Consider the following 26,606-nt stretch of genomic DNA (forward strand, 5'->3'; position numbering starts at 1 on the left):
TCAGCTCCAGGTGCGATCCCAGGAATACTCATCATCCCAGTGATCCGTCGGCTGCCAGATGCCGGTAACCCCGGGCTGCAGATGCTGCGAGATCACCTCGTCGACGACGTCGTCGATCCCCAGCCCCGGCTTATCGGGAACGGTGATAAAGCCGTCCTTCACCAGCGGCCTGGGAAGGCCGGTGACAATATCGTCCCACCAGCCGACATCGCAGGCGTGGTATTCGAGCGCCATGAAGTTTTCGGTCGCCGTCGCGACGTGTGCGGCGGCCATTGCGGCGATCGGACTTTCCGCCATGTGGATGGCCATGGCGACACCACGGTCCTGCGCCATGTCGCCGATCTTCTTGGTCTCGAGGATGCCCCCGGTGGTGAGCAGGTCCGGGTGGATGACGGAGACGCCGCCGCTCCTGAGCAGCGGCTCGAAGCCCTCCTTGAGGTATATGTCCTCGCCGGTGCAGATCGGCACCGTGGTGGAGTCCTGCAGTTGTCGGTACTGCTCGGTATACTGCCAGGGGATCACATCCTCGAGCCAGGCCGGCACGTATTTCTCGATGCGCCGGGCAAGGCGAATGCCGTTCTGCATCGAGATATGGCCGATATGGTCGATCGCCAGCGGCACCTGCATGCCGATCACCTCACGAACCTCGGCGATATATTGCTCGAGCAGGTCGAGGCCCTTGTCGGAAAAATGGAGTCCGGTAAACGGGTGCTGGACGTTATGCAGATCGTAGGAAGCGTTGCGGACAAGCCGCTCTTCGATGGTCTTCAGCGGCCCGCGACTGGGACGGTCGCGGTATCCTTCCAGTGAGCCGGCGGGAAATACGACCGCACCGGGCACATCCGCGATCTGCATCAGTCCCAAATCCATCTTGAGGAAGGTGAAGCCGAGTTCCATGCGCTGCTTGAGGCGCTTGCCGGTCTCGGTGCCGCTCGGCACGGTGGCGTCGGTATCGCAGTAGACGCGCACCTTCTCCCGAAAACGGCCGCCGAGCATCTGGTAGACAGGGACGCCATAGGCCTTGCCGGCAAGATCCCACAAGGCGATTTCAATCGCCGATACGCCGCCGCCCTGCCGGCCGTGGCCGCCGAACTGCTTGATCCGGCGAAACAGTCGATCGATATTGCAAGGGTTCTCACCCAGCAACCGGCTCTTCAGCATCAGCGCGTAGGTGGCGCTGGCGCCGTCGCGCACCTCGCCAAGCCCGACAATGCCCTGGTTGGTATAGATCTTGAGCAGCACCGAGGTGAACGGCGCGTCGAGTATTTCGGCGACCCGCATGTCGGTGATGCGAAGGTCGGAAGGCCTGGAATGCGTATTCACCCGATTGAGCGCCTCGTCGGCTCCATATGCCTCTGGCATGATTTATCCTCGTTTCGGTGGGGCGGGCTCGGCACGCACGCTGGGGCGGCAGAGAGCGTTGCTAGTCCAGCTCTATCTCGTGGCTTTGAAGGTAGTCTCGGTTCATTTCGACGCCGAGACCGGGTTTCGGCGTAAGCTTCAGGCTGCCGTTCGAAACATCGAGCGGTCTGTCGATGAGGTGATCGTATTTGCCGAGGTTCCACTCCGACGTTTCGAGTTTGTAGAAGTTGGGAACGGTCATCATCACCTGCGCTCCGGCAACGACGTTGATCGGCCCGGCGGCGTCATGCGGCGAGACCGGGATGTAGTAGGCTTCGCACAGGGCAGAAATCTTCTTGAGTTCGGTAATGCCGCCGGTCCAGGTCACATCCGGCATGATGTAGTCGGCGAGCCTGTTTTCGAGCACCGGCACGAAATCCCACTTCGTGTGGCCGCGCTCGCCCCACGAGATCGCGGCGCTGACCTTCTCTCGGACCTGCCTGAGGGCGTTGAGGCTCTCGGGTGGACAGGGCTCCTCGAACCAGTCGATCTGACCAGCCTCCTCGAGGCTCCGGCAAAGGCGAATGGCGGTGGGAACGTCGAAGCGGCCATGCGCATCGATGAGGATGTCGACATCGGCGCCCGCCGTTTCGCGGATCAGGGCCGTGAGTTCGGCGGCTTCGCGCTCATCCTTGCGGGTCATGCTGCCATCGAGGTAGCCGTCCCGCTGTTCGCGCGGCATTCCATCCGCCGAGCGGCCCTGGTAGGGGAAAGGATCGAACTTGAGCGCAGTGTGGCCGGACTCGACGATGTCGCGAATTTCCCGGACCACAGCCTCCTTGCCGGTGAATTTGCGCTGGTCGGGATGGGTGTAGAGCGCGATTTCATCGCGCACCGCGCCACCCAACAGCTCGTAGATCGGCTTGCCAAGGACTTTGCCGCGGATGTCCCAGAGGGCTATGTCTATGGCGCTGACGCATTCGACTGCTGCGCCGCGACTGCCCATGTAGGTGAAGCTGCGGAATATCTTGTGCCATAGATACTCGATACGCGCCGGGTCTTCGCCGGTCACGGCGGCGCCGATCTGCCGCAGGATCGTGCAGAGGGCGCGATTGGCGAGCCTCGTCGTGGTGGTGATCTCTCCCCAGCCGCTCACCCCCTCGTCGGTCGTCACTTCGACGAACAGGAACTCTCCCCAATAGGAAGCATCGGACTTGATCAGCCACGGTCGAACGCTGGTGATTTTCATCTCAACTGCCTTTGTCTGAAGTGGTCGGGAAAGCGAATTCCGGGCTGGGTATCTATCCTGCCCGAGCGGCGTTACGCGCACGCATGTGCTCGAGGATGTGCCGGCCGGAGCCCTCGACATGGCGTGCAATGAGGTCGGCTGCCTCGTTCGCATTTCCCGCTTTGACATGCGCGATGAGCTCGCGATGCTCGCTCAGGATCGCGGCACGGCGGGCGAGCGTGAAGTTGAAACGCCGGCTCACGGCGCGCAGCACTTCGCGATGCTTCCACCAAAGCTCGGCGGCATGGCGGTTGTAGTGCTTCTGGTACATGACGGTGTGAAAGGCGGTGTCCAGTTCGCTGTGCCTGAACGTGTCGGCAAAATCGTTCTCTTCGATCAGGCCCTGGATGCGTTCGAGTTCAGCAATGTCCTCGGCGGTGGCCATATTCACGAACCATCGCGTCAGGGCCGGTTCGATCAAGACACCGATCTCGTAGATGTCGCGAACAAAATCCTGATCTATCGGCCTCACACGCGCTCCGCGGTTGGGAACGAAGGTGACAAAGCCCTCCCCGCGCAACAGTTGCAGAGCCTCGCGCACCGGGTTGGTCGAGGTGCCGTGGCGCCGGGCGAGATCGGTGATCACAAGCCGCTCGTTGGCAGCGAGCCGCCCTTCGATGATGTCTTCCCTGATCAGCTGATAAAGCGAGGCGCCCTCGCTGGAGGCCCCGGTCGCGTCGATCCCTTCAGGTGGCTGTGCTTTAAAATCGCTTGTTTCGGCCAAAGCTGTCTCCAATCCATACACGTCTTTCTCGGATATCATGCCAAGCTTCCGCAAACAATGTACGATTTCTTTCATTGACAGCTAATCTATGATCTGAAAACGTATGATCAGGTCAAAGGGATACATTGGGAGGGTCCCTCGGCCGGGAGCAAAGACCGCTCGCCTGACGCTGAGCGGCATGGGAGAGAACCTGGGAGGTTACCTATGACGAGGATTTCACTCGGCCGTGCCGTTCTGCGCGGCACTGTCTCGACTGCTTTGATGGTTTCGTTGATGTCCGCCTCGGCGCTGGCTGCGCCGGTCGACTTGAGCAAGTGGTCGCCGGAATATGTGCGCTCCATTGCCGGCACGCAGGATTTCGACACGGCGGGCGATTGCGGCAAGGTCACCCCGCTCGACTACAAGGGGCGACTGACTTTCTGGTATCAGGGCGTGTTCGAGGGCGACCCCGACCTCCTGCGCCAGTATTACAAGGAGTTCTTCGAGACCTTCCGCAAGACCTATCCGAACATCCAGCTTGAAGAACAAGCCCTCACCTATAACGACCTGCTGGACAAGTTCCGCACCGCGCTGCTCGGCAATGCAGCGCCCATGGCGGTCCGCCTGCAAATCCTCGGCGGCACCGAATTCGCCGCAAAGGGCTATCTGGAGCCGCTCAAACCCGAGGATGTGGGCTATTCGACCGAGGATTTCTGGCCCGGCGCGATGAAGGCCGTCACCTGGGAAGGGACGACCTACGGCATCCCTACCAACAATGAGACGATGGCGTTCATCTGGAACGCCGACATCTTCAAGCGTGCAGGCCTCGATCCGGACAAGGCTCCGGCAACCTGGGACGACGTCGTCAAATATTCCAAGCAGATCCACGACAAGCTCGGCGTTGCCGGTTACGGCCTCGTGGCTCGCAAGAATGCCGGCAATACGCCGTACCGCTTCATGCCGCAGCTGTGGGCCTATGGCGGCGGCGTCTTCGACGAGGCCACTGCCAACCCGACCTATAAAGAGGTCCAGCTCGATAGCCCGCAGAGCAAGGCGGCATTGCAAGCCTCCTACGATATGTATGTTCGCGACAAGTCGGTTCCGGTCTCGGCGCTCACCAACCAGCAGGCCGACAACCAGCCCCTCTTCCTCGCTGGCCAGCTTGGCATGATGATCTCGCACCCGTCCGATTACAACGTCATGCTCGACCTGCAGAAGAAGACGACGGGCAGCGACAAGGACAAGGCGCAGACCGTCATCGACAATATGCGCTACGGCCTGATCCCGACTGGTCCCGATGGCAAGCGTGCCGTCGTGTTCGGCGGCTCCAACATTCACATCCTGAAGCCCGAATATGTCGAGGGCGGCAAGGTGGACGAGCCGGCTGCAAAGGCGATCATCTGCATGTGGACGAGCCCCGAATGGTCGCTGAAGATGGCCTATGCCGGCTCTAACCCGGGAAACCTCAACGGCTTCAAGACCAAATGGATGAAGGAACGTCTTGATAGCATCAAGTTCCTTGATGTCACGACTTCGATGCTGCCCTACGGCATTCCGTTCCCGGCGCTGCCACAGTCGCCGGAAATCATGAACATCATCATACCGGACATGCTGCAGAATGCCCTGACCGGGGCGATGTCCGTCGACCAAGCAGCCGACGACGCGGCCAACAAGGTCAAAGCCCTGATGGATGGCGGTCTCTAGTCAATCCTGACGATCTGACCGGCTGCACCTCGATTGCAGCCGGTTCATTCCGAAGAACAAGGGCACCGCACAGTGACGATCTTGACTGGCAAGGCCGAGGCTCACCCAAGACTGCAATCCGATCGGTCCGGCGTGCTGCGAAAGATCTGGGAGCATCGCGCCGACTACGCGTATGTGCTTCCCTCGATCGCCGTGATGCTCATCGTCATCGCCTACCCCATCTACTACACGATCGAGCTGTCGTTCTTTAACACACCGCCCGGCCTGCAGCTCCGGGACAAGATTTTCATCGGCCTCGACAACTACACCGCCATCCTCAAAAGTCCGGTGTTCTGGAAAGTCACCTCGAACACTCTCATATGGACAGTGGCATCCACTTTGATCGCATTTGTCCTTGGCTTTGCCTGTGCGCTCGCGCTCCATGGCGAGTTTGTCGGCCGGGGCATCCTGCGCGCCATCCTGATCATTCCCTGGGTCATCAGCGCGGTCGCCGCATCCTATATCTGGAAGTGGATCTACCATTCGGACTTTGGAATAATCGGCGCCGTGCTGGTCGGCCTCGGATGGGCCGACCGGCCGCCGAATTTTATCGACAGTGTCGGCACGGTGCTGCCCTCGCTGATCGTCGTCAATATCTGGCGCGAGTTTCCCTTTGCAATGATCATGATGATGGCTGGCCTGCAGACGGTTCCCGACCAGTTGCTGCGCGCCGCAAAAGTCGACGGCGCCAATGCATGGCAGCGGTTCTGGCACGTCACCTTTCCGCACTTGAGAAACGTCTCGACGGTGACGATCCTTCTGCTCGCAGTGGCCAATTTCAATTCTTTCATCATCCCCTGGATCATGACCGGCGGCGGACCCTCGAACGCATCGCATATCTGGATCACTCACATTTATGAACTTGCCTTCGGCCGTCAGCGCTGGGGGGTGGCATCGGCCTATTCGGTGCTGCTGTTCCTGATCCTGATGGCGCTTGGCTACTTCTACGTCCGTGCGCTGAGCGGCAACGAACGGAAGGATGGGAGCGCATGAGCACCATTGCCGAGACCACGCATCGACGCCTGACCCATCGCCGTATGCGCATCGATGGATGGCGGTGGGGCGGACGCATCTTCCTCGTGTTCATGCTGCTTTACACCGCCTTGCCGATGATCTGGATGCTGATCACCTCGATCAAATCCGGCTTCGCGGCCATGCAATTCCCGCCGCAATGGTGGCCGGACCAACCGACCCTCGACAGCTACCAGAAGCTGCTTGATCCGCAAAACAGCGTCGGCCAGGACTTCCTGCGCTTCTTCTGGAACAGCCTTTTCGTCTCCACCGCCACGACCATCCTTTCGGTGATCGTGGCAGTTCCTGCGGCCTACGCCTTTTCGCGCTTCACCTTCCCTGGCCGGAACTTCCTGTTCTTCGCCGTCCTGCTTCGCAACATGTTCCCGGCAGTGATCTTTCTCGTGCCGCTCTTCATCCTAATGCGCGCGGTCGGGCTGGTGAACACACATGGGTCGCTCGTCCTCACCTACCTTACATTCGGTCTGCCGCTGGCAATCTGGCTCCTCAAGGGCTTCTACGACAACATCCCGGTGCAACTGGAGCAGGCGGCACGCATTGACGGGGCAACGCGGTTCCAGGCGTTTCTCCTGATCGTCATGCCGCTCTCGGCGCCAGGAATCATCGCCACGGCGATCTATTCCTTTATCGGCGCGTGGAACGAGTACATCTACGCCTACACCTTCCTCTCCAAGAACGAGCAGCTGACCCTGCCGGTCGGCATCCAGCGCTTCTTCTCGGAAAATACAACGGACTTTCCAGGCCTTATGGCGGCCAGCTTCATGATGAGCGTGCCCGTCGTCGTCCTGTTCCTCGTCCTGCAGCGATACTTCGTACGGGCGCTTACGGAAGGCGCAGTCAAGCACTAGGGGAGTTTGCGGTGGCCCACGTGGTCCTCAAAGATCTGGTCAAGACCTACGGCAGCTTCAAAGCTGTCAACAATGTTTCGCTGACGGTCAACGACGGCGAATTCGTTGCGCTCGTCGGCCCGTCCGGCTGCGGCAAGACAACCACGCTCAATCTTGTGGCGGGGCTTATCCCTATCACCTCCGGCGACATCGTCATCGGCGACCGGGTGGTCAACGACCTCGACCCCAAGGACCGGGACATCGCGATGGTGTTCCAGAACTACGCACTCTATCCGCAGAAATCGGTCTACAAGAATCTGGCGTTCCCGCTGCAGATGCGAAAACTGCCACGGGACGAGATCGACAGGAAGGTCAAGGAAGCAGCGCGCGTGCTCGACATGACGCAGCTGCTCGAGCGCAAGCCGCGCGAACTTTCGGGCGGGCAACAGCAGCGCGTGGCGCTTGGGCGTGCCCTCGTTCGCGATCCGGCGGTGTTCCTGATGGATGAACCGCTCTCCAATCTCGACGCAAAGCTGCGCGTGCAGATGCGCTCCGAGATCAAACGTTTTCACCAGGACCTCAAGGCGACGATCATCTACGTGACCCACGACCAGCTCGAAGCGGTCACCATGGCCGACAGGATGGCGGTGATGAATGGCGGCTATCTGCAGCAATATGATTCACCGGCGCAGGTCTTTGCCCATCCGGTGAACATGTTCGTCGCGAGCTTCGTCGGCAGCCCGGCGATGAGCCTTATTCCGCTGCAGGCATCAACGGCAAACGGTAACACCGTCTTGACCGGCGCGGAGGGCTGGCACCTCGAGCTCTCGCCGCAGAACGCCCAGAAGGTCGCGAGGGCAACAACCCGGAAAGTCGTGCTCGGCGCACGCCACTCGACGATCAAGCTGCACAAGAGTGCGACGCCTGGAAGCGTCCCCGCCAAGGCCTACACGGTGGAGCCGACCGGAGACGTCACCTTCGTGCAGGCGTTCCTGTCAGGCGCCGTCGTCAATGTCAGCGTGCCGCCGACCATTGCCGTCGCACCCGACGAACAGATTTGGCTCGAGTTCGATCAGGAGCGGATGCACCTGTTCGACGGCGAAACGGAAATGGCGCTGAAGGCCAACTGAGACCCTGGCGGATGCGGGTGAAACGAGGGCGTGGATGACGAAGCTTAACATCACGGCGATCAAGCCCTATCCGGTATGGGTCGGAACGCGCAACCAGATGCTGGTCAAGGTCGAAACCGACAATGGCATCTTCGGCTGGGGCGAGAGCGGCTTGAGCGGTCGCGAGAAGGCCGTCGCCGGTGCGATCGAGCACTATCGCGAATTTCTCATCGGCCGTGACGCGATGCAGATCGGTCGGATCTGGCAGGAAATTTATCGCAGCCAATATTTCGAAGGCGGGCGCGTTCTGCAGGCGGCGATTTCCGCTATCGACATTGCCCTTCACGATATCAAGGGCAAGGCGCTGGGGGTGCCGGCCTACGACCTCTTGGGCGGCAAGCAGCGCGACCGCATTCCGACCTTCGCCTCGACCGGCGACGAGGCCGAGGGCGATGTTGCCATCGAACGAGCCCGCGAACTGCGTGCGCAGGGATGGCAGGCGATCCGCTTCTTCCCCATCGGGCAAAGCAGCAAGGAGATCTTTGAGCCGCGGGAGTCGATCGGACCTACCGCACGGATGCTGAACAAGGCGCGCGAGGCGCTCGGCGACGACGTCGTCCTCGGCATCGACTATCATCACCGGCTGTCGGTCGCAGAGGCGGCGAGCTTCTGTAACAAGCTCGGCCGTGGCGTCCTGGATTTCCTCGAGGAGCCGATACGAGACGAGACACCCGAAGCCTACGAATCCCTGCGGGGGATGACCGACATCCCGTTTGCGATCGGCGAGGAATTTGCCAGCAAGTGGCAATTCCTGCCCTATGTCGAACGTGGCATTCATCAGTTCAACCGGCTCGATGTCTGCAACGTGGGCGGGCTCACAGAAGCGATGAAGGTCGCTGGCTGGAGCGAGGCGCACTATGTCGATCTGATGCCGCACAATCCGCTCGGCCCAATCTGCACGGCGGCGACCATCCATCTCGCCGCCGCGGTCCCGAATTTCGCCTGGCTCGAGACCAGGGCTCCCGAAGCAAAGCTCGGCTTCGACAATTCCGACTTCTTCCCCGTGCAACCACGGCTCGACGGCCCCGACTATCCAGTCAGCGATCTGCCGGGGCTCGGCGTCGAGGTCAATGAAGAGGCGGTCAAGGCGGAAAGCTTTCGTTTCTGGGAAGCGCCTCACCTGAAGCGCCGCGACGGTTCTGTCACTAATTGGTAGCTTCAATCACCGGAGCCTAAAATGACGCATACGCCCGATATTACGCGACCGCCCAGAGACATGATCGACGCGCTGAAGGAGATCGGCGCCGCGACCATTGCCGGAACGCTTGGCCATATGGGCTTCCGCAATCCGCATATGGTCGGCCCGGTATCGCAGAGCCGCGGGAAGTCGATCGTCGGCCCGGCCCTGACGCTTCAGTTCCTGCCGCAGCGGCCGGACCTTTTCACCGAGGGAGAATATGCCGATCCGGAGACGCAGTTGCACCGGCACGTGCTCTATCATGTGCAGGAGGGCGACGTGGTCGTGGTCGACGCGCGCGGCGATATGAGCTCGGGCGTCTTCGGCGATATGATGTCGACCTATTTCAAGGGCAGAGGCGGCGCTGGCATCGTCATCGATGGCTGCATGCGCGATCGGCCTAATGTCGAAAAGCTCGATCTCGCCCTCTGGCTGCGCGGCTGGACACCCAACTACCATGTCCAGACCAGCATCTATCCCAACGCCGTCAACGTTCCGATTGCCTGCGGCGGTGTCACGGTCATCCCCGGAGACATCATCGTCGCCGACGATGACGGGGTGGTGGTTCTTCCAGTCGCAATGGCCCCGAAGGTCATCGAAGAATCGCAAAAGCATCACGATTGGGAGGAGTTTTCGCGGGCGAAGCTTATGGAGGGCGGGTCGTTGCAGCGCTACTATCCGCTGCATGACGATGCCCGCACAGAATACGAAGAGTGGCGCAAAATACATCGCCTTGGAACAATCTAGACAATGGATTGCTCCAGAGGGCGACGAACTTTGTGAGGCGTTGTCGCAGTGAAGGTCAGATGTCGGAATCACCGCTCAACCGCGGGCTCTTGGCTAGTGATTCTTGATTAATTGTCCCCCATCGTAAAACGCTCTATTTTTCTTGCGGGATGCCTCGACGAGACGGAACGTTCTGCTTCGCAGCGCCGTCGGACCACTTCGGTTACCGTACCAATGCCCGGTGCCGGTCGACGACGCGATCTGTGAGGAGACGAGCGATGGCCGCAGCGACGCCGGACAACATCATGCAGCTTGGCATGGGGTTCTGGGCCTCCAAAGCCACGCTCAGCGCAGTCGAGCTCGGCGTCTTCACCGAGCTCGCAGCCGGCTCGGCCGACCTGCCCGAACTGCAGGCCAGGCTGAAACTGCATCCCCGCTCGGCCCGCGACTTCCTCGACACCCTGGTGGCCCTGAAGCTGCTCGAACGCGAGGACGGCCGCTATCGCAATGCCATTGATACGGACCTCTTCCTCGACAAGGCGAAGCCATCCTATATCGGCGGCATCCTCGAAATGGCCAATGCCCGGCTCTACGGTTTCTGGGGCTCGCTTACCGAAGCCCTGCACACGGGAGAGCCGCAGAACGAAGCCAAGCACAGCGAGGACTTCTTCGCGGCGATCTATGCGGAGCCGGCACGTCTGCGCGGGTTCCTCGAGGCGATGAGCGGGGTCAGCGCCGGTGCGGCGCAGGCGATCGCCGCCAAGTTCGACTGGTCGAAATACACAACCTTCGCCGATGTTGGCGCGGCGCAGGGCATGGTACCGGTGGTGATCGCCCGAGCTCATCCACATCTCCGAGGCCTCGGCTTCGACCTGCCCGCCGTGCAGCCAATATTTGACGAGTTCGTCGCCCGGCACGGCCTTGCCGACCGCATCCGCTTCCAAAGTGGCAACTTCTTCGAAGGCCCGATGCCCAATGCGGATGTGATCGTGATGGGGCATATCCTCCACGACTGGGATCTTGCCGAGAAGAGGATGTTGCTGGAAAAAGCCTTCGCCGCGCTGCCGAAAGGCGGCGCCCTGATCGTCTACGACGCCGTCATCGACGATGAGCGTCGCAGCAACGCCTTCGGCCTGCTGATGAGCCTGAACATGCTGATCGAGACCCGCGGAGGGTTCGACTACACCGGCGCCGACTGCCAAGCCTGGATGCGCGACGCCGGGTTTGTGTCCACGCGCGTCGAGCCGTTGCTGGGGCCGGACTCGATGGTGATCGGAATCAAGCCCGGGTGAGCGCCCAACGCTCGTTCGACTTTGTTTTTCTCGCGAAGACTCACGTCCCGCGAAAATTTTTCACGCAAAAGCCCCGCGGCCGTTGCCACCGCGGGGCTCTCGACGCCTCACCCGGGAGAGGGGATCAGGCGGCTTGAACTTTCTTGGATGTGCGGGCCCATTCGGGCAGCCAGTCGCCGTGGGCGGCGAGCAGGTCATCGACCAGCGACCAGATCTGGTCGAGGTCGAGTTCGGCCGCCGTATGCGGGTCCATCATCGCGGCGTGGTAGATATGCTCGCGATTTTCCGTCATCAGCGCCTGCACCGTCAGTTCCTGCACGTTGATATTGGTGCGGATCAGCGCCGTCAGTTGCGGCGGCAGGTCGCCGATGAAGGTCGGCTGGATGCCGGAGGCGTCGACCAGGCAGGGCACTTCGGCGGCGCAATTTTCCGGCAGCGAGGTGATGCAGCCATTGTTGCGGACATTGCCGTAGATCACCGAGGGCTCGCCGGTCCAGACAGAGTTGATGATCGAGGAGGCATATTCCTTCGACGGCTTCACCTCGATCTTGTCGGCGGTGCGATAGGCTTCCGCCTGGCCCTTCCAGCGCTCGATCTGCTCGATGCAGCGCTTCGGATATTCATCGAGCGGAATGCCGAATTTCTCGATCAGGTCCTCGCGGCCCTCCTTGATGAAATAGGGCGTGTATTCGGCGAAATGCTCCGAGCTTTCGGTGACGAAATAGCCGAGCCGCGTCAGCATCTCATAGCGCACCTTGTTCGGGCAGCGTGGGTTCCAGCCGGGCTTCGGCGCCCTGCCCTCGCGATAGGCGCGCAGGAGGTCGGGATAGAGGTTGCGGTATGAGCCGTCGGCCTGGCGATGCTCGAATTTGAGATAGAAGGCCATGTGGTTGATGCCGGCGGCGCGGTAGCGGATTTCCTCGTAGGGAATATCGAGATCGTGCGCCAGCTCCATCGCTGTGCCCTGCACCGAGTGGCAGAGGCCCACCTGGCGGATTGTCGGATATTTCTCCGATATCGCCCAGGTGTTGATCGCCATCGGGTTGACATATTGCAGCATGATCGCCTCGGGGCAGACGGCGAGCATGTCCTCGCACACCTTCCAGAGATGCGGCACGGTGCGCAAGCCCCGCATGATGCCGCCGACGCCGAGCGTGTCGGCGATCGTCTGGCGCAGGCCGTATTTCTTCGGCACCTCAAAATCGGTGACGGTGCAGGGCTCATAGCCGCCGATCTGGAAGGCGACGACGACGAAATCGGCGCCTGAAAGCGCCTTGCGCTGGTCGGAATAGGTCTCGGCCTTGGCTTTGACGCCGAGCGTCGAGATCAGCTTGTTGACGACGATGGCGCTTTCTTCCAATCGCTGCGGATTGAGATCCATCAGAGCGATCGTCGCGCCCGACAGCGCGGGGCGCTGCAGCACGTCGCCGATGATGTTCTTCATGAAGACGGTGGAGCCTGCTCCGATGAAAGTAATTTTGGGATTTCCTGCCATTATAGCCTCCGGCATTCGATAATCATGCTACCTCGAAAGCGGCCTTGACGAGCCGTTCGGTGTAGGCGGTCTTGGGATTGGTGAGAACTTCGTTGACGGGCCCCTCTTCCATGATCTTGCCATGCTGCATGACGATGACGCGATGGCAGAGAGCGCGGACGACCTTGAGGTCGTGGGAGATAAAGAGGTAACTCAAGCCCCGCTCGTCCTGCAGCTTGCGCAGGAGCTCGATGATCTGGGCCTGGACCGAAAGGTCGAGCGCCGATGTCGGCTCGTCGAGCAGGATGAATTCCGGCTCCAGCGCTATGGCGCGGGCGATCGCAATGCGCTGTCGCTGGCCGCCGGAAAATTCATGCGGGAAACGCGACAGGATATTGCCGGGCATGCCGGCGGCAACAAGCGCCTCGCGCACTCGGTCCTGCCGTTCGGCCCGCGTCGCGCCGAGCCGGTTGACGACAAGGCCTTCCTCGATGATCTGGCCGATCGTCATGCGCGGATTGAGCGAGGAGAACGGGTCCTGGAACACCACCTGCATGCGGGCGCGCAGGGGCCGCATCTCGGCCCTGGAAAGCCCGTGGATCGGCTGGCGGTCGAAATGGATCTCGCCCGCCTGCGGCGTGTTCAGCCGCAAGATCGCCTGGCCGAAGGTGGTCTTGCCGGAGCCGGATTCGCCGACGAGGCCGAGGGTCTCGTGACGGCGCAGCGTCAGGCTCAGGCTGTCGACGGCGACAAGCTCGCGCATCTCGGGTTTCAGGAAGGTGCCGTGACGCAGCATGAAGCCGACCCGCACGCCCTTGGCATCGAGGATGATGTCGGAGCCCTCCGGCAGCGGATTGGCTTGTCCACGCGGCTCGGAGGCGAGCAGATGCCGGGTGTAGGGGTGCTGCGGATTGGCAAAGAGCGCCTCGGTGACGTTGTGTTCGCGCACCTCACCATGCTGCATCACATAGACGTAGTCGGAGAACTGCCGCACCACCGTCAGATCATGGGTGATGAGGATGACCGCCATCCCCAGCTCTTTCTGCAGGTTGCGGATGAGGTTCAGGATCTGCGCCTGCACGGTGACGTCGAGCGCCGTGGTCGGCTCGTCGGCGATCAGGACATCGGGATCGTTGGCGAGCGCCATCGCAATCATCACCCGCTGGCGCTGGCCGCCGGAAAGCTGATGCGGATATTGTTTCAGCCGCGCGGCCGGATCGGGGATCTGCACATGTTCGAGCAGCTCGAGCGCCCGCCTTTCCGCATCCTTCCGGCTCATCCGCCGATGGACGCGGATTGCCTCGACGATCTGGCTGCCGATCGTATAGATCGGGTTCAGCGAGCTCATCGGCTCCTGGAAGATCATCGAGATGCGGTCGCCGCGCAGCTTGCGGCGCGCCCGCTCGGAAAACTTCAGGATGTTGCTGCCGTCATAGGAGACCGTCGATTTGTCGGATACGACGGCGCGTTTCGACAGCAGCCCCATCACCGTGCGCGCCGTCACCGATTTTCCGGAGCCGGATTCGCCGACGATGGCGATCGTCTCGCCGCGATAGAGCTGGAAGGAGACGTCCTTGACGGCCTCGACCATGCCGTCCTCGACCTTGAAATTCACCGCCACGTTGCGGGCGTCGATGATCGGCATTTCCGAGCGGCCACCATGATCGTGACGGACCGGCGGGGCGAAGGAATTGACCAGTGCGAGAGCCATATCAATCACCTCAATAGGGGTCGACCGCATCGCGCAGTCCGTCGCCAAGCGCATTGAAGGCGAAGACGGTGACAAGCACGAAGGCGACAGGGGAGAGGATCCAGGGATAGGAGCCGATGACCGAATAGGTCGCCGTATCCTGCAGCATCAGCCCCCAGGAGATCAGCGGCGGTTTGACGGCAAAGCCCAGGAAACCGAGGAAGGATTCCAACAGCACGACGCTCGGTATGTGCAGCGTCACCGCGACGATGACGTGGCTCATCACGTTGGGCAGGATATGCTGGATGATGATGCGCCGGTCGGTGGCGCCGACGGCCATCGCCGCCCGGACATAATCGATGCGCGCAAGCGCCAGGGTCTTGCCGCGCACCTCGCGCGACATCTGCGCCCAGCCAAGCGCCGACATCACGACGATGACGAAGGCCAGGAAGACATTGGTCGGCGCCGTCACCGGGATCAGCGAGGTCAATGCGAGATAGAGCGGCAGCTGTGGGAAGGCGAGCACCAGCTCGACGAAGCGCTGCAGCCAGTTATCGAAGGTGCCGCCGAAATAACCCGAGACCATGCCGACCGTCGTACCGATGAGTGTGACGATGAAGACCACTGTCAGCGCGATCATCAGCGAAATCCGCGAGCCGATGATGGCGCGCGACAGCACGTCGCGGCCGAACTTGTCGGTGCCGAGGAAATGCACCGGCTGGCCATCGGTCGAACCGAAGAAGTGCCGGTTCGCCGGAATGAGGCCGAACAGCTTATACTCCGCGCCTTCGACGAAGAAGCCGAGCAGCCGCGGATTGTCGTAATCCATGCCGACAATCGGCTGGAAGGTGACCGGATCCAGCTCCTCGGAATCCGACAGCGCGTAGACGCGCGGCTGGAAGACGAAGTTTCCGTCCTTGTCGTGGAAGCTCATCACCTGCGGCGGCGCGAAGCCGACATCGGTCGCCTTCGGGTCCATCGGTGCGAAGAAATCGGCAAAGACGGCCATGATGAGCAAGAGCCCGACGAGCACGAGCCCGGCAACGCCGGTCCAGGAGCGCCGCAGCCGGCGCCAAACGAGGGCGAGATAACTTTCGCTGCCATGCGAAGGCTTCCTGATCGCAGGTTCGGTTGTCGGAGGCGTGTCGGACGAATCGAAAGCAAGCATCTCAGGCTCCTCCGAACTGGCGCACGCGCGGATCGAGCAAGGCGAGCAACATGTCGGCGATGATATTGCCGACGATCAGCGTTGCCGACAGCACCATCATGAAGGTCGCCGTGACATAGACGTCACCGATCGCCATCGAGCCGACGATCGCCGGGCCGACGGTCGGCAGGGCAAAGATGATCGCGGTTTCGATCTCGCCGGTCAGCATGTAGGGCAGCACGACGCCCTGATACATGACCAGCGGATGCAGCGCGTTCGGCACCGCATGGCGCATCACCACTGCGCCGCCGGGAAGACCTTTGGCCTTCGCCGTCTCGACATATTGCGCATTCAGCGTATCGAGCAGATTGCCGCGCATGACGCGCATGTTGTAGGCGAGCCCGCCGAAAGTGGCGATCGCGACAACCGGCCAGACATGGCTGACGAGATCGACGAATTTCGCCCAGGACCACGGAGCCCCGCCATATTGCGGCGAGAAGAAGCTGCCGATCTCAGTCACGTTGAATTGGAAAACCAGGAGATAGACGATGATCAGCGCCATCAGGAAACGCGGCACCGTCATGCCGAGGAAGGAGACTGCCGACAGCGTGCTGTCGATCCAGCTATATTGCCGCGTCGCCGCCCAGATGCCGAAGCCGATGCCGAGTACCGAGGCGAAGATGTGGCAGACGAGTGCCAGCAGCAAGGTGCGCGGCAGGCGCTCGCCGACGACGTCGGCGACCGGCTTGTTGTAGAACATGCTGTAGCCGAAATCGCCGCGTGTGACGATGCCGCCGATCCAGTTGACGTATTGGACGACCATCGGCTTGTCGAGGCCGTGCTCGACGCGGTAGGCCTGCGCCTGCGCTTCGGCCTGGGCATAGGATGCGCCGCCCTGATTGATCAGCTGCGATCTTATGTAATCGGCATAGTCGCCGGGCGGCGCCTGGATGATCGCGAAGGTCACCACGCTCAGGATGAAGAGAACGGGGATCGCGGAGGCTATGCGCACGAGCAGGAATCGTAACATCGAACGGTTCGCTTCTCTCTGCCGCCAGTCGCTCCTTGTCAGCGCGGCCGGCTCGTTGGTCATATCAGGCCGCACGTCACGCGCGGCCTGGATCTCGTTTCAGCTGGGAGGGAACTCTCCAGCGCGTCGCCCGATCAGCGACGCGCTTTTGTTTCACATCAATTGATCGGGCCCTTGTCGCCGGGCTTGCCGGGCAACTGCTCGGGGAACAGCTCGTATTTGCCCTGCTTGTCGGCAGCCACCCACAGGCGTTCGCGGATCACCGAATCTTCAGCCCAGTTGAACATCATGATGGGCGTCCCCTGGGGCACGTTCGAGAAGCGCTTGTTGATGATCAGCGCGCCCGGATATTCCGTCAGGCCGACCGTATTGACGTGTTCCGTCGAGATCTTCTGATACTGCTTCATCAGATCGACGCGCTCGTCATTGTCCTGGCTCGTCCTGAACTTGTTGACGACATCGACGAGCTGCGTTTCAAAGGGCATCAGATCGAGCTGGTCATCCTTGCCGGCGCGGTGATGCCAGCTGGTGCGCGGACCGACGGGGGCAAGCTGCTCGGTATTCTGCACCACCGACGACAGCTCCGTCGTGTTGCGCTGGATCAGCCAGTCGAAGCGGCCGGCATAATGGGCGTCGTCCCGCTTGGCGCCATCGAGGGCATTGATGACGATCTTCAGGCCGAGCTTCTCCATCTGGCCGACGACACCTTCGGCAAGGCTCTTGTCGGTCGTGTACTGATTGTTGATCAGCATGACGATTTCGACATCCTTGCCGCCCGCCGTGCCGGCCGGGAAGTTCACGATGCCGTTGCCATCGGTGTCCTTGAGCCCGGCTTCGGCGAGTTCGGCCTTGGCGCCCTTGAGATCATAGGGATAGTAGACGGTGGAGTTGCGGTCGTAGAAGCTGGTGCCGGACGAAAGCCCGCCCGGATAGATTGCCGTAAACGGCCCCTTGACCAGCGAGTCGCCGATCGCTTTCCGATCCAGCGCCATGGTGACGGCCTTGCGGAAATCCTCGTTGCGGTTGAGCTCGCGGATCGCCTGGCCGCGCTCGTCCGGGTTGCCCCAGCCATTGGCGGAGAAGTTCATGCGCAAGTTATAGCCGATCAGGCGCGGTCCGAAGGCAAGACGGGCGGGCGCGGTCTTTTCGGCGGCGCGTTTCAGCGAAGCGACGAAATTCTCCGGCTGCTCGAGGTTGGAGAAATCGGCGGATCCGGCCACCGCCTGAACGTCACGGTCGGCCCAGGTCGAGAGCTTGTAGTGCAGCTCATTGAGATAGGGCAGCTGGTTGCCCTTCTCGTCGGTCTTCCAGTAGTAGGGGTTGCGACGCAGGACGATGATGTCGTCGGGGCGATATTCCACAGGCACCCAGGCGCCCATCACGGGCATGTTCATGAACTCCGGCGGAAAGGCGTTCTTGAACTGGTCGTAGGTGTTCTTCGAATATTTCGGATGCTGCGGTTTGAGGATATGCGACGGACCCGGGCAGAAGTTCGGGTAGGACATCGTGTAGAGATATTGCTTCGGGAAGGCTTCCTTGAAGGTCCATTCGATGGTGTAGTCATCGATCTTCTTCAGCGTCGTGCCCACACCGAAGGCTTCCGGCGAGGCGCCGCCGCCGAGCGGCGAGACGTTGGGATCGATGACCTCGTCCTCCCAATAGAACATGATGTCGTCGGCATTGAACGGCGCGCCGTCGGACCATTTGGCGCCTTCGATCAGATGCATTGTGAGCTTATGGCCGTCCTCGGACCACTCCCAGCCCTTGGCGAGATTCGGCAGCGGCTCCGTATCCTTGGCTTCCACCTGGAAGAGCGGTGCGGTGCGCGTCAGGCATTCGGAAAGGCCGATATCGATGCCGCCCCAGCCCTGCGTCTGGCCGGCACCATAATTCCAGCCCTCCGGCCGGCCACCGATGACATGGCGCATCGTATCGCCGTAGACGCCGATGCCGTCGGGCATGTTGCCGGTCTTAAAGACCAGCGGCTCCTTCGGCAGCCGGTCCTTGACCGGCGGCAGCTTGCCGGCGGCGACGAAATTCTTGGTGACCCAGTCCGGCTCGTGATATTCGGGCAGCGCCTTGAACTCCAGAATGGAGTCGCGTGCGACATAATTGATCTTGCCTTCGGCCGGAAAGTTCGGCGGCACCGGCGGGACAGTCGGCTCCGAGGCATAGGCGTTCAGCGCCATGACGGAGACGCCGAGCGCCAAGCCGGCCAGGATGCCTGTTTTGCGGAAATTCATCATCGTTTCTCCCTCTGTTTCGGAGCGCGGTCACGCCGGCTCCTTTCCTCGCACGATTGTGAAAGCGGGTTTGATGTCATGGATTTCCCTCCCGGAAACCCATGACGATCCATCCTTCACGAATTTACACGGCCTGTTTCAGAGCGGCCTTTTCGGCACGCAGCTCCTCGATCGAGCGGACGTTGCGGCGGGCAGCGCCCGCCCAGTCGCGGGTCTGCACCTTCGATTTCGACAGCCGCTCCTTGGCGGCCGGCACGGCATCGGCATATTGCGGCAGCCAGCGGGCCTGCGCAACGACCATCTCGTCCACCATCTGCCAGACCTCCTCGGGCGTCGAGACGGCGCCGACCAGCGGATCGTGCAGCACCGCAAGCTTCAACAGGTCGATATCGCCCGAAATCGCCGCGTGCACCGACATGCGCTGGACGTTGATCGAGGCAATGCAGGTGGCAGCGCAGGCTTCCGGCAGGGTGACACCCGAAACCATGTTGATGCCGAAGCGATCCACGAAACCGGGCGATTCAATGATCGCATCGGACGGCAGATTGGTGATGACGCCATTGTTCTTGACGTTGAAATGGCCGCGATAGACCCGGTTCGTTTCCAGCCCCTCGAGGATATGGCTCGCATGTTCGTTCGAGCGCTTGGCGGGATCGATCGGCTTCGATGCGGATTCCAGGAATTGCGGGAATTCCGTCTCGAACCAGTTGCGGATTTCCGTCGAGTGACGAAGGTAGCCGCCGGTCTCGCCGTGAATCCAGTCGGACATGTCAATCCAGCGGGTAATTTCCTCCGGCCGCTTGCGGTACCAGGGCAGATATTCCGAGAGATGGCCGTTGCTTTCGGTGGAATAGACGCCGAAACGTTTCAGCACGTCGATGCGCAGTTTCTCCTGCTGCGAATACACGGGATGCGCCTCGAAGGCGGCAACCAACTCGTCTTTGCCGATCTTGCGGCCATTGAGGCGAAGGTCGATGAACCAGGTCTGGTGGTTGATGCCGGAGCAGATGTAATCGAGTTCGCTCACCGACTTGGCGCCGAGCACCTCGGCGATCTGTTCGGCGCCGTGCTGCACGCCGTGGCAGAGGCCGACGGTGTCGACCTTGCCGTATTCGATCGCCGCCCAGGTGTTCATCGCCATCGGGTTGGCGTAGTTGAGGAACTTGGCGCCCGGCTCGGCGACCTCCCTTATGTCCTTGCAGAAATCGAGGATGACCGGAATGTTGCGCTGACCGTAGAGGATGCCGCCGGCGCAGATCGTATCGCCGACACACTGGTCGATGCCGTATTTCAGCGGAATTCTGATATCGTCGGCATAGGCCTCGAGCCCGCCGACCCTGACGCAGCTGATGACGTAACGCGCGCCTTCCAGTGCCTTACGGCGGTCGGTCGTCGCCGTCACCCTGGTCGGCAGCTTGTTTGCCTCGACGACACGGTCGAGGATCGCCTTGATCATCTCGAGGTTATGTTCGCTTATGTCGGTCAGCGCGAATTCGATGTCGCGAAACTCGGGAACGCACAATATGTCGGTAAACAGCTTCTTGGTGAAGCCGACGCTGCCCGCACCGATGATAGCGATTTTGAAACTCATGATCTTCACCTCGGCTCAATCGAATGCTAGAGAAAAGATTGATATGGAGGACCAAGCCGCATGCCGGCGCATGTGGTTGAAAAAGCCGTAAAACTGCCTGTTTTCCTCCCGGCCGCTCCATCGGCCGCGGTCTCTTCTTTCTTGTCGAGCGGGATTATGCCCGAAATCGACAGGCCGACCAGAGAAGGATTATGCTTTCAGGGGTAATTTTGTGCTGCAGGATTTGATTGCCAACGGACAGTCGATGAGGACGGTTTCGCTGCCCCGCGGCGGTCAGCGGCTGCATGCCATGCCGACCAGCGCCGGTTATGAGGTACGCGAGAACGAAACCTATGACTGGGACGGCCGCAGGCGCGGCCAGACGCCTTTCACCGTGCTGCAGCACACGATCAGCGGCACCGGCCGGCTGCGTTACCAGAACCGCAACCACCGCCTCCAAGGCGGCGATACGCTGCTCGTTTTGGTGCCGCACAATCACCGCTACTGGTTGGAAAAGGGCGACCGGTGGGAATATTTCTGGATCTCGATGAACGGCGAGGAGACCTTGCGCATCCACAAGCTGGTGCTTGCGACCGCCGGCCCGGTGTTGAAGCTGCAGCCCTCGACGATCGACCACCTCGCCGACTGCAGTCTGCGCCTCCTCAAAGGGGCGACATCGCCGGGCGCGGCCTCGGCCATTGCCTATGAAGCGGCAATGGCGCTCTATGACGACGTCTTCGGCTCGCCAGCCTTTACCGCCGAACTCAGATTGATGCAGCCGGTGATCGACCATATCAACGCCAATCTCGACAAGCCGCTGCCGGTCAGCGAGCTTGCCGGCATCGTCGGGCTCAGCCGCGCCCATTTCTCGCGCAGCTTCGCCGAGAGCGAGGGCATGCCGCCGGCCGAATTCGTGCTGCAGCAGCGCCTGCAGCGCGCCGTCAAGCTTCTGACCAAGGCGGATTTCCTGCCGGTCAAGGAAGTCGCCATCATGTGCGGCTTCGAAGACGCCAATTATTTCTCCAAGGTCTTCCGCCGCGTCTACGGCACCAATCCCACGGAATTCCGCACGACCGGCATGTATGCCAGCATCGGCAGGCCGAGATAGCTTAACGCCAGGCCCCTTTCCTCACGCCCGGACCTCGAACACCATGTTGAACGGCGTTTCCGTTGCGCGGCGGAAATGCGTGAAGCCGGCGTCGAGCGCGACCTTCCGCAGCTTCATTTCTCCCGCCTGGGCGCCGAGCCCGAGCCCCACCTCCTGGGATAGTGATGCAGGCGTGCAGATCATCGTCGATGCGCCGTAATAGACGCGGCCGACCGGATTGAGATTGTCTTTCAGATGGTCATGGGCAAAGGGTTCGACGATCAGCCAGATCCCGTTTGGACCAAGCGTTTCCTTGACATGCCGGCCGGCGCCGACCGGATCGCCCATGTCGTGCAGGCAGTCGAACATGGCGACCATATCGTAGCCGCGCCCCGGAAATTCCGCCGCCGAGCCCTGCTCAAAGGTCACGCGATCGGCAACACCGGCATCTTTGGCGGCGGCCTTTGCTTTCTCGATCGACGGACCGTGATAGTCGAAACCGGTAAAGCGGGAGGCAGGATAGGCCTGCGCCATCAGGATGGTCGAGGCGCCGTGACCGCAGCCAACATCGGCGACGTTGGCGCCGGCCTTGAGCTTTTCCTCCACTCCCGAAAGAGCCGGAATCCATTCGTTGACGAGATGGCTGTTGTAGCCCGGCCGGAAGAACCGTTCGGTTCCCCGGAACAAGCAGGCGCTGTGTTCGTGCCAGCCGAGACCTTTGCCGGTGCGGAAGGCTTCGGCGACTTTGGGCTCGTCCATCCACATGGATTGGACGACCTCGAAAGCGCCCACGAAGAAGGCGGGGCTGTTTTCATCGGCGAAGACCATCGCCTGTTCCGGCGTCAGGCTGAAACGATCCGACTTTTCGTCGTAGCTGACATACTCCGCGGCCGCCTGGGCACTCAGCCACTCCCTGAGATAGCGCTCCTTCATCCCCGTCTTCGCGGCAAGGTCCTTGACGCTCATGGGTTTTCCGTCGGCCATCGCCCTGAAGATTCCCACCTGATCGCCGAGCACCACCAAGGCGCCTGACATCGCCGCGCCGACGTCGCCGACAAGCCGACCAACAAGCGCATCGAGTTTCTGCATATCTGGCTCACGCATTGTTACCTCCCGGCGTGGGACAACGCGGCCTTGAATTAGGCTTTCATGATATTCAGTCAATCAACCTCCCTATCGCCCAATGAGGGTAGACGTCAGAGGTCGAAAATCTCGGGACTGGACAAGGCACGGATTCCACCCGGCATGGGGGACGCGGACAGCGATCCCTGTTCCGCGTCGGAAGCACGCTCGCTTGCTTTCTTCCCCGCCGGTTACATCTCTCATATTGCCAACCCAGAGCAACAATCAGTGGTTCAATGCCAGGTAGCGATTTGTATCTATCCCCAGCACAGTGCCGCGCGGCACGCGCCCTCATCGCGTGGTCTGAGGACGATCTGTCGTCAGCCTCGGCAATCGCCAGGGCGACGATCGCCGGTTTCGAGGCAGGGACGCTTTCCCCTGACGCGCAGACCCTGCAGGCCATGAAGCAGAATTTGGAGGATGCCGGCGTGGTTTTCATCCCGGAGAATGGCGGCGGCGCCGGCGTTCGCTTGGCAAGACCGGCATCGGCTTCTATAGACACTGACGAGACCGAGATGGTCCAATACGAAGAATATCTCAAAAACGACGCCCCTCCCGGCGCTGGCGGTTGAATGGCAAAGAAACAGAAGCTTGAGCACTCCGAGTTGGCGGGGGAATTCACCGAAGACGGGGTTACGGTGCTCGTCGATATCTTTCGAGCCGCCGGCAGCAATGGAGACTGGACGATGGAAGTCGTCACCCAGGCAGAGGACCTGATCCAGTGGGACGAGCCTTTCGCGACCGACCGCGAAGCTTTCGACGAATTCCTCGCGGTCGTGGCGCGGGACGGCATCCGATCCTTTCTCGACGACGAAGAACCTTCCGTGCATTGAGGGGTAGCCCGTGAAAAGCATCAATGATCTCGTCACCTCGGCGAAAACCGTTTGCGAGCGATACCGGGCCGGCCGAATGGAGCGCGAGACCGTCCGGGAATGGGTCCTTCGGCTGGGCGCCTATCCCCCGCCGCATGGAGACCGCGTGCGCGAAGCGGCTGAATGGTTTCGCCTGCACAATCGCGAGCCGGTTTCCGACGATATAGTGCTGGGAGACATCGACCGCCTCAGCGCGATTTCAGCGCCGTGATCCGGGCAGGCGTGTTCTACCTGGAATAACTTCAGCTGCGATCCCGACTGGCGCATTTACGTCGTTACTCGACGGCGTAGGACCAATGACGATTGCGAGCCTTATGCATAATGGCTTATCCAGCTTCGCATGGAGGTCTGGGAGTTTTGCAGCTTCGGCAATGTGACACGCACGAGGCTGACACGACTCCCTGCATCTCCGGCGAAGCGTAAGCCAAGCGTGGCTCGGTAGTTTTAATTCGTGCGGCAGTAGAAGGAACAGCACGTGGCAGCATTTCCGGAAAAGGCAAAGGTCGTCATCATCGGGCTCGGCGGCATCGTCGGCGCCTCCATCGCGCATCATCTCGTCGAGCGGGGATGGGACGACATCGTCGGCATTGATAAGTCGGGCATACCGACCGATATCGGCTCGACAGCCCATGCCTCGGACTTCTGTTACACCACGAGCCACGACTATTTGTCGGTCTGGACCACGCAATATTCGATCGATTTTTACGAGAAGATGGGCCACTACGCCCGCATCGGCGGCCTCGAAGTGGCGCGGACCGGCGATCATGCCTGGATGGAGGAAATCAAGCGCAAGCTTTCCTCCGCCCGCGCCTTCGGCACGCGCGCCCATTATGTCAGCCCTTCCGAGATCAAGGAGAAGTTCCCGCTGATCGAGGAAGATCAGGTCATGGGCGGGCTTTTCGATCCGGATGCCGGCCTCGTCATTCCGCGCTCGCAGACCGTTGCCGGCAAGCTGGTCGATGCCGCCGAAAAGGCAGGCAAGCTCAAGGTGTTCGGCAACACGCCGGCGAAGTCGCTGATCGTCGAAGGCGGCCGCATCAAGGGCGTCGTCACTCACCGCGGCACGATCATGGCCGACCACGTCATAGTCTGCGCCGGCCTCTGGGGTCGCCTGATCGCGGAGATGGTCGGCGAAGACCTGCCGGTCATGCCGGTCGACCATCCGCTCACCTTCTTCGGCCCCTATAACGAGTTTGAAGGCACCGGCAAGGAAATCGGCTTCCCGCTGCTGCGCGACCAGGGCAACTCCGCCTATATGCGCGACACCGGCGACCCGGCGACGACGGAAGGGGGACAGATTGAGTGGGGCTATTACGAAGCCACCAATCCGCGGATGTGCCATCCGCGCGATCTTCTCGAAAAACACGAAGCTCGCCTTTCGCCCTCGCAGCGTGACCTCGAGATGGAGCAGATCCTCGAGCCGCTCGAGCGCGCCATGGAACTGACGCCGATCCTCGGCGAACTCGGCTACAACGAAGGCCACTCCTTCAACGGTCTTCTGCAGGTTTCCGCCGCCGGCGGCCCATCCTGCGGCGAGAGCCAGAAGGTGCGCGGTCTCTGGTACTGCGTTGCCATCTGGGTCAAGGACGGCCCTGGCTACGGCAAGCTGATCGCCGACTGGATGACCGATGGCCGTACTGAAATCGATCACAACAGCATCGACTACGCCCGCTTCTATCCGCATCAGTTGACGGAAGAGTTCATCGAGGGCCGCTGCTTCGAAGCCGCCCAGAAGATCTATTTCCCGGCCGTTCACACCCGCGAACCCTATGCATCCGGCCGCAACGTCAAGCGCTCGCCCTTCTACGAGCGCGAAAAGGAGCTTGGCGGCTACTTCATGGAACTCGGCGGCTGGGAGCGTGCGCACGGCTATGCCGCCAACGAGCACCTTCTGGAGAAATATGCCGACCGTGTTCCGGTTCGCGAGAACGAATGGGACAGCCGCCATTTCTGGCGCGTGTCGAATGCCGAACATCTGGCGATGAGCGAGGATTGCGGCATCGTCAATCTCAGCCACTTCCACATGGTCGATATCGAGGGACCTGACCATGTCGAGCTGATGGAATGGCTCTGCGCCGCCAAGATCGGCGGCGATGCCAACATCGGCAAGGGCATTTACACCCATTTCCTCGACGACGAAGGCATGGTGCGCGCCGACTTCACCGTCTTCCGCATGGCCGACCGCTGCCGTCTCGTAAACGGCGCCGATGCCGGCCCGCGCGACCTGCACTACATGAAGCGCGTCGCCCAGGACCGCGGCCTTGACGTGACCATCACCGATGTCTCGGAAAAATTCGTGACGATCGGTATCTGGGGTCCGAACGCACGCGACACGCTGAAGAAGGCCGTCGCCGATCCGGCCGGGCTCGATCAGGAAAACTTCGCCTTTGCGGCGATCAAGCCGATCGAGATCGCAGGCAAATCAGTCACCGCCTTCCGCATCTCCTATGTCGGCGAACAGGGCTGGGAACTGCACATGAAATACGAGGACGGCCTCGCCGTCTGGGATGCGCTGCGCGCGACCGGCGTGATGGCCTTCGGCGTCGAGACCTATGCAAACTCGCGCCGCATGGAAAAGAGCCTGCGCCTTCAGAATGCCGACCTCCTGACCCAGTACAACCTGATCGAAGCCGATCTCGCCCGTCCGAAGGTCAAGGAAGCCGATTTCCGCGGCAAGGCAAAACATCTGGAATACAAGGCGCGTGAGCACCAGCCGGCCATGCTATGCACGCTTGTGATGACGGAAAATACCGACAAGACGGGCGTTAAGCGTTATCCCGTCGGCAACCTGCCGGTCGTCGATCCCGCCACGGGAGAGGTCTTGGTCGACGAGCTTGGCCGCCGGTCCTACACGACCTCGATCGCCTACGGCCCGACGGTCGGCAAGAACATTGCCCTCGCCTATCTGCCGTGGTCGCATTGCCAGGTCGGCCGCAAGCTCGAGGTAGAGTATTTCGCCGAGAGCTATCCGGTGGAGGTTGTCGGCGTCGGCTACAAGCCGATCTACGACCCAGAAAACCTGAAGCCGCGCACCTAAGCGCACAGGCCCGAAAATCGGAATCGATTTTCGGTA

At 61.3% G+C, this 26,606-nt stretch carries 22 protein-coding genes; 12 read left to right on the forward strand and 10 right to left on the reverse strand.

Annotation, left to right across the window (positions count from 1 at the left end; translation table 11 throughout):
• The 3 genes from J0663_RS28035 to J0663_RS28045 all read right to left on the reverse strand — a co-directional run bounded on the left by J0663_RS28035 (window position 1) and on the right by J0663_RS28045 (window position 3,353).
• Complete coding sequence (locus tag J0663_RS28035; RefSeq protein ID WP_207245692.1) at window positions 1-1,362, reverse strand: mandelate racemase/muconate lactonizing enzyme family protein; 1,362 nt, start codon at window positions 1,360-1,362, stop codon at window positions 1-3.
• 61 nt (window positions 1,363-1,423) lie between these two features.
• A complete protein-coding gene (locus tag J0663_RS28040) occupies window positions 1,424-2,590 on the reverse strand; it encodes a mandelate racemase/muconate lactonizing enzyme family protein (protein ID WP_207245693.1) in 1,167 nt (388 codons plus the stop codon).
• Between the two features lie 52 nt (window positions 2,591-2,642).
• Window positions 2,643-3,353 carry a GntR family transcriptional regulator gene (locus J0663_RS28045; protein WP_207245932.1) on the reverse strand — a complete coding sequence of 237 codons (711 nt, stop codon included), beginning with the start codon at window positions 3,351-3,353 and terminating at the stop codon, window positions 2,643-2,645.
• A gap of 204 nt (window positions 3,354-3,557) precedes the next feature.
• On the opposite strand from J0663_RS28045, the gene J0663_RS28050 reads away from it, so the two are divergent.
• From J0663_RS28050 to J0663_RS28080, 7 genes are all read left to right on the forward strand, one after another.
• Window positions 3,558-5,036 (forward strand): ABC transporter substrate-binding protein, encoded by a 1,479-nt coding sequence (locus J0663_RS28050; protein WP_207245694.1) that lies wholly within the window; start codon window positions 3,558-3,560, stop codon window positions 5,034-5,036.
• 72 nt (window positions 5,037-5,108) lie between these two features.
• Complete coding sequence (locus J0663_RS28055) at window positions 5,109-6,068, forward strand: carbohydrate ABC transporter permease (protein ID WP_207245695.1); 960 nt, start codon at window positions 5,109-5,111, stop codon at window positions 6,066-6,068.
• Window positions 6,065-6,955, forward strand: coding sequence for a carbohydrate ABC transporter permease (locus tag J0663_RS28060; RefSeq protein ID WP_207245696.1), 891 nt, complete (start codon window positions 6,065-6,067; stop codon window positions 6,953-6,955). The genes J0663_RS28055 and J0663_RS28060 overlap by 4 nt, the downstream gene beginning before the upstream one ends.
• Window positions 6,956-6,966: 11 nt before the next feature.
• The gene (locus J0663_RS28065; protein WP_207245697.1) at window positions 6,967-8,064 is read left to right on the forward strand and encodes an ABC transporter ATP-binding protein; all 1,098 of its coding nucleotides are present in this window, start codon (window positions 6,967-6,969) and stop codon (window positions 8,062-8,064) included.
• A 34-nt stretch (window positions 8,065-8,098) separates the two neighbouring features.
• Complete coding sequence (locus J0663_RS28070) at window positions 8,099-9,259, forward strand: mandelate racemase/muconate lactonizing enzyme family protein (protein WP_207245698.1); 1,161 nt, start codon at window positions 8,099-8,101, stop codon at window positions 9,257-9,259.
• A gap of 21 nt (window positions 9,260-9,280) precedes the next feature.
• Complete coding sequence (locus J0663_RS28075) at window positions 9,281-10,027, forward strand: ribonuclease activity regulator RraA (RefSeq protein ID WP_207245699.1); 747 nt, start codon at window positions 9,281-9,283, stop codon at window positions 10,025-10,027.
• 257 nt (window positions 10,028-10,284) lie between these two features.
• Window positions 10,285-11,298 carry a methyltransferase gene (locus J0663_RS28080; protein ID WP_207245700.1) on the forward strand — a complete coding sequence of 338 codons (1,014 nt, stop codon included), beginning with the start codon at window positions 10,285-10,287 and terminating at the stop codon, window positions 11,296-11,298.
• Between the two features lie 124 nt (window positions 11,299-11,422).
• Here J0663_RS28080 and melA (J0663_RS28085) read toward each other — a convergent pair whose 3' ends face one another.
• The 6 genes from melA (J0663_RS28085) to melA (J0663_RS28110) form a co-directional block, all read right to left on the reverse strand.
• Window positions 11,423-12,793 carry an alpha-glucosidase/alpha-galactosidase gene (melA, locus tag J0663_RS28085; protein ID WP_207245701.1) on the reverse strand — a complete coding sequence of 457 codons (1,371 nt, stop codon included), beginning with the start codon at window positions 12,791-12,793 and terminating at the stop codon, window positions 11,423-11,425.
• Between the two features lie 22 nt (window positions 12,794-12,815).
• On the reverse strand, window positions 12,816-14,483 hold the full coding sequence (locus J0663_RS28090) for an ABC transporter ATP-binding protein (protein ID WP_207245702.1): 1,668 nt from the start codon (window positions 14,481-14,483) through the stop codon (window positions 12,816-12,818).
• A gap of 10 nt (window positions 14,484-14,493) precedes the next feature.
• A complete protein-coding gene (locus J0663_RS28095; protein WP_207245703.1) occupies window positions 14,494-15,630 on the reverse strand; it encodes an ABC transporter permease in 1,137 nt (378 codons plus the stop codon).
• 1 nt (window position 15,631) lies between these two features.
• Window positions 15,632-16,639 carry an ABC transporter permease gene (locus J0663_RS28100; protein ID WP_207245704.1) on the reverse strand — a complete coding sequence of 336 codons (1,008 nt, stop codon included), beginning with the start codon at window positions 16,637-16,639 and terminating at the stop codon, window positions 15,632-15,634.
• Window positions 16,640-16,797: 158 nt separating this feature from the next.
• Window positions 16,798-18,885, reverse strand: coding sequence for an ABC transporter substrate-binding protein (locus J0663_RS28105; RefSeq protein ID WP_207245705.1), 2,088 nt, complete (start codon window positions 18,883-18,885; stop codon window positions 16,798-16,800).
• Window positions 18,886-19,006: 121 nt separating this feature from the next.
• Window positions 19,007-20,473, reverse strand: coding sequence for an alpha-glucosidase/alpha-galactosidase (gene melA, locus J0663_RS28110; RefSeq protein WP_207245706.1), 1,467 nt, complete (start codon window positions 20,471-20,473; stop codon window positions 19,007-19,009).
• Window positions 20,474-20,717: 244 nt separating this feature from the next.
• On the opposite strand from melA (J0663_RS28110), the gene J0663_RS28115 reads away from it, so the two are divergent.
• Window positions 20,718-21,560 (forward strand): AraC family transcriptional regulator, encoded by an 843-nt coding sequence (locus tag J0663_RS28115; protein WP_207245933.1) that lies wholly within the window; start codon window positions 20,718-20,720, stop codon window positions 21,558-21,560.
• Between the two features lie 21 nt (window positions 21,561-21,581).
• Here J0663_RS28115 and J0663_RS28120 read toward each other — a convergent pair whose 3' ends face one another.
• Entirely contained in the window at window positions 21,582-22,643 is a 1,062-nt protein-coding gene (locus J0663_RS28120) for a class I SAM-dependent methyltransferase (protein WP_207245707.1), read from the reverse strand.
• A gap of 269 nt (window positions 22,644-22,912) precedes the next feature.
• Here J0663_RS28120 and J0663_RS28125 point away from each other — a divergent pair, with 269 nt between their 5' ends.
• From J0663_RS28125 to J0663_RS28140, 4 genes are all read left to right on the forward strand, one after another.
• Entirely contained in the window at window positions 22,913-23,233 is a 321-nt protein-coding gene (locus J0663_RS28125) for a helix-turn-helix transcriptional regulator (protein WP_207245708.1), read from the forward strand.
• Window positions 23,234-23,494, forward strand: a complete 261-nt coding sequence (locus J0663_RS28130; RefSeq protein WP_207245709.1) for a hypothetical protein — start codon at window positions 23,234-23,236, stop codon at window positions 23,492-23,494.
• A gap of 10 nt (window positions 23,495-23,504) precedes the next feature.
• Complete coding sequence (locus J0663_RS28135; protein WP_207245710.1) at window positions 23,505-23,744, forward strand: hypothetical protein; 240 nt, start codon at window positions 23,505-23,507, stop codon at window positions 23,742-23,744.
• Between the two features lie 264 nt (window positions 23,745-24,008).
• Complete coding sequence (locus J0663_RS28140; RefSeq protein ID WP_207245711.1) at window positions 24,009-26,570, forward strand: GcvT family protein; 2,562 nt, start codon at window positions 24,009-24,011, stop codon at window positions 26,568-26,570.
• Window positions 26,571-26,606: the final 36 nt, after the last annotated feature.

Source organism: Rhizobium lentis, from assembly GCF_017352135.1.
In the GTDB taxonomy this organism is placed as follows: Bacteria; Pseudomonadota; Alphaproteobacteria; order Rhizobiales; family Rhizobiaceae; genus Rhizobium; species Rhizobium lentis.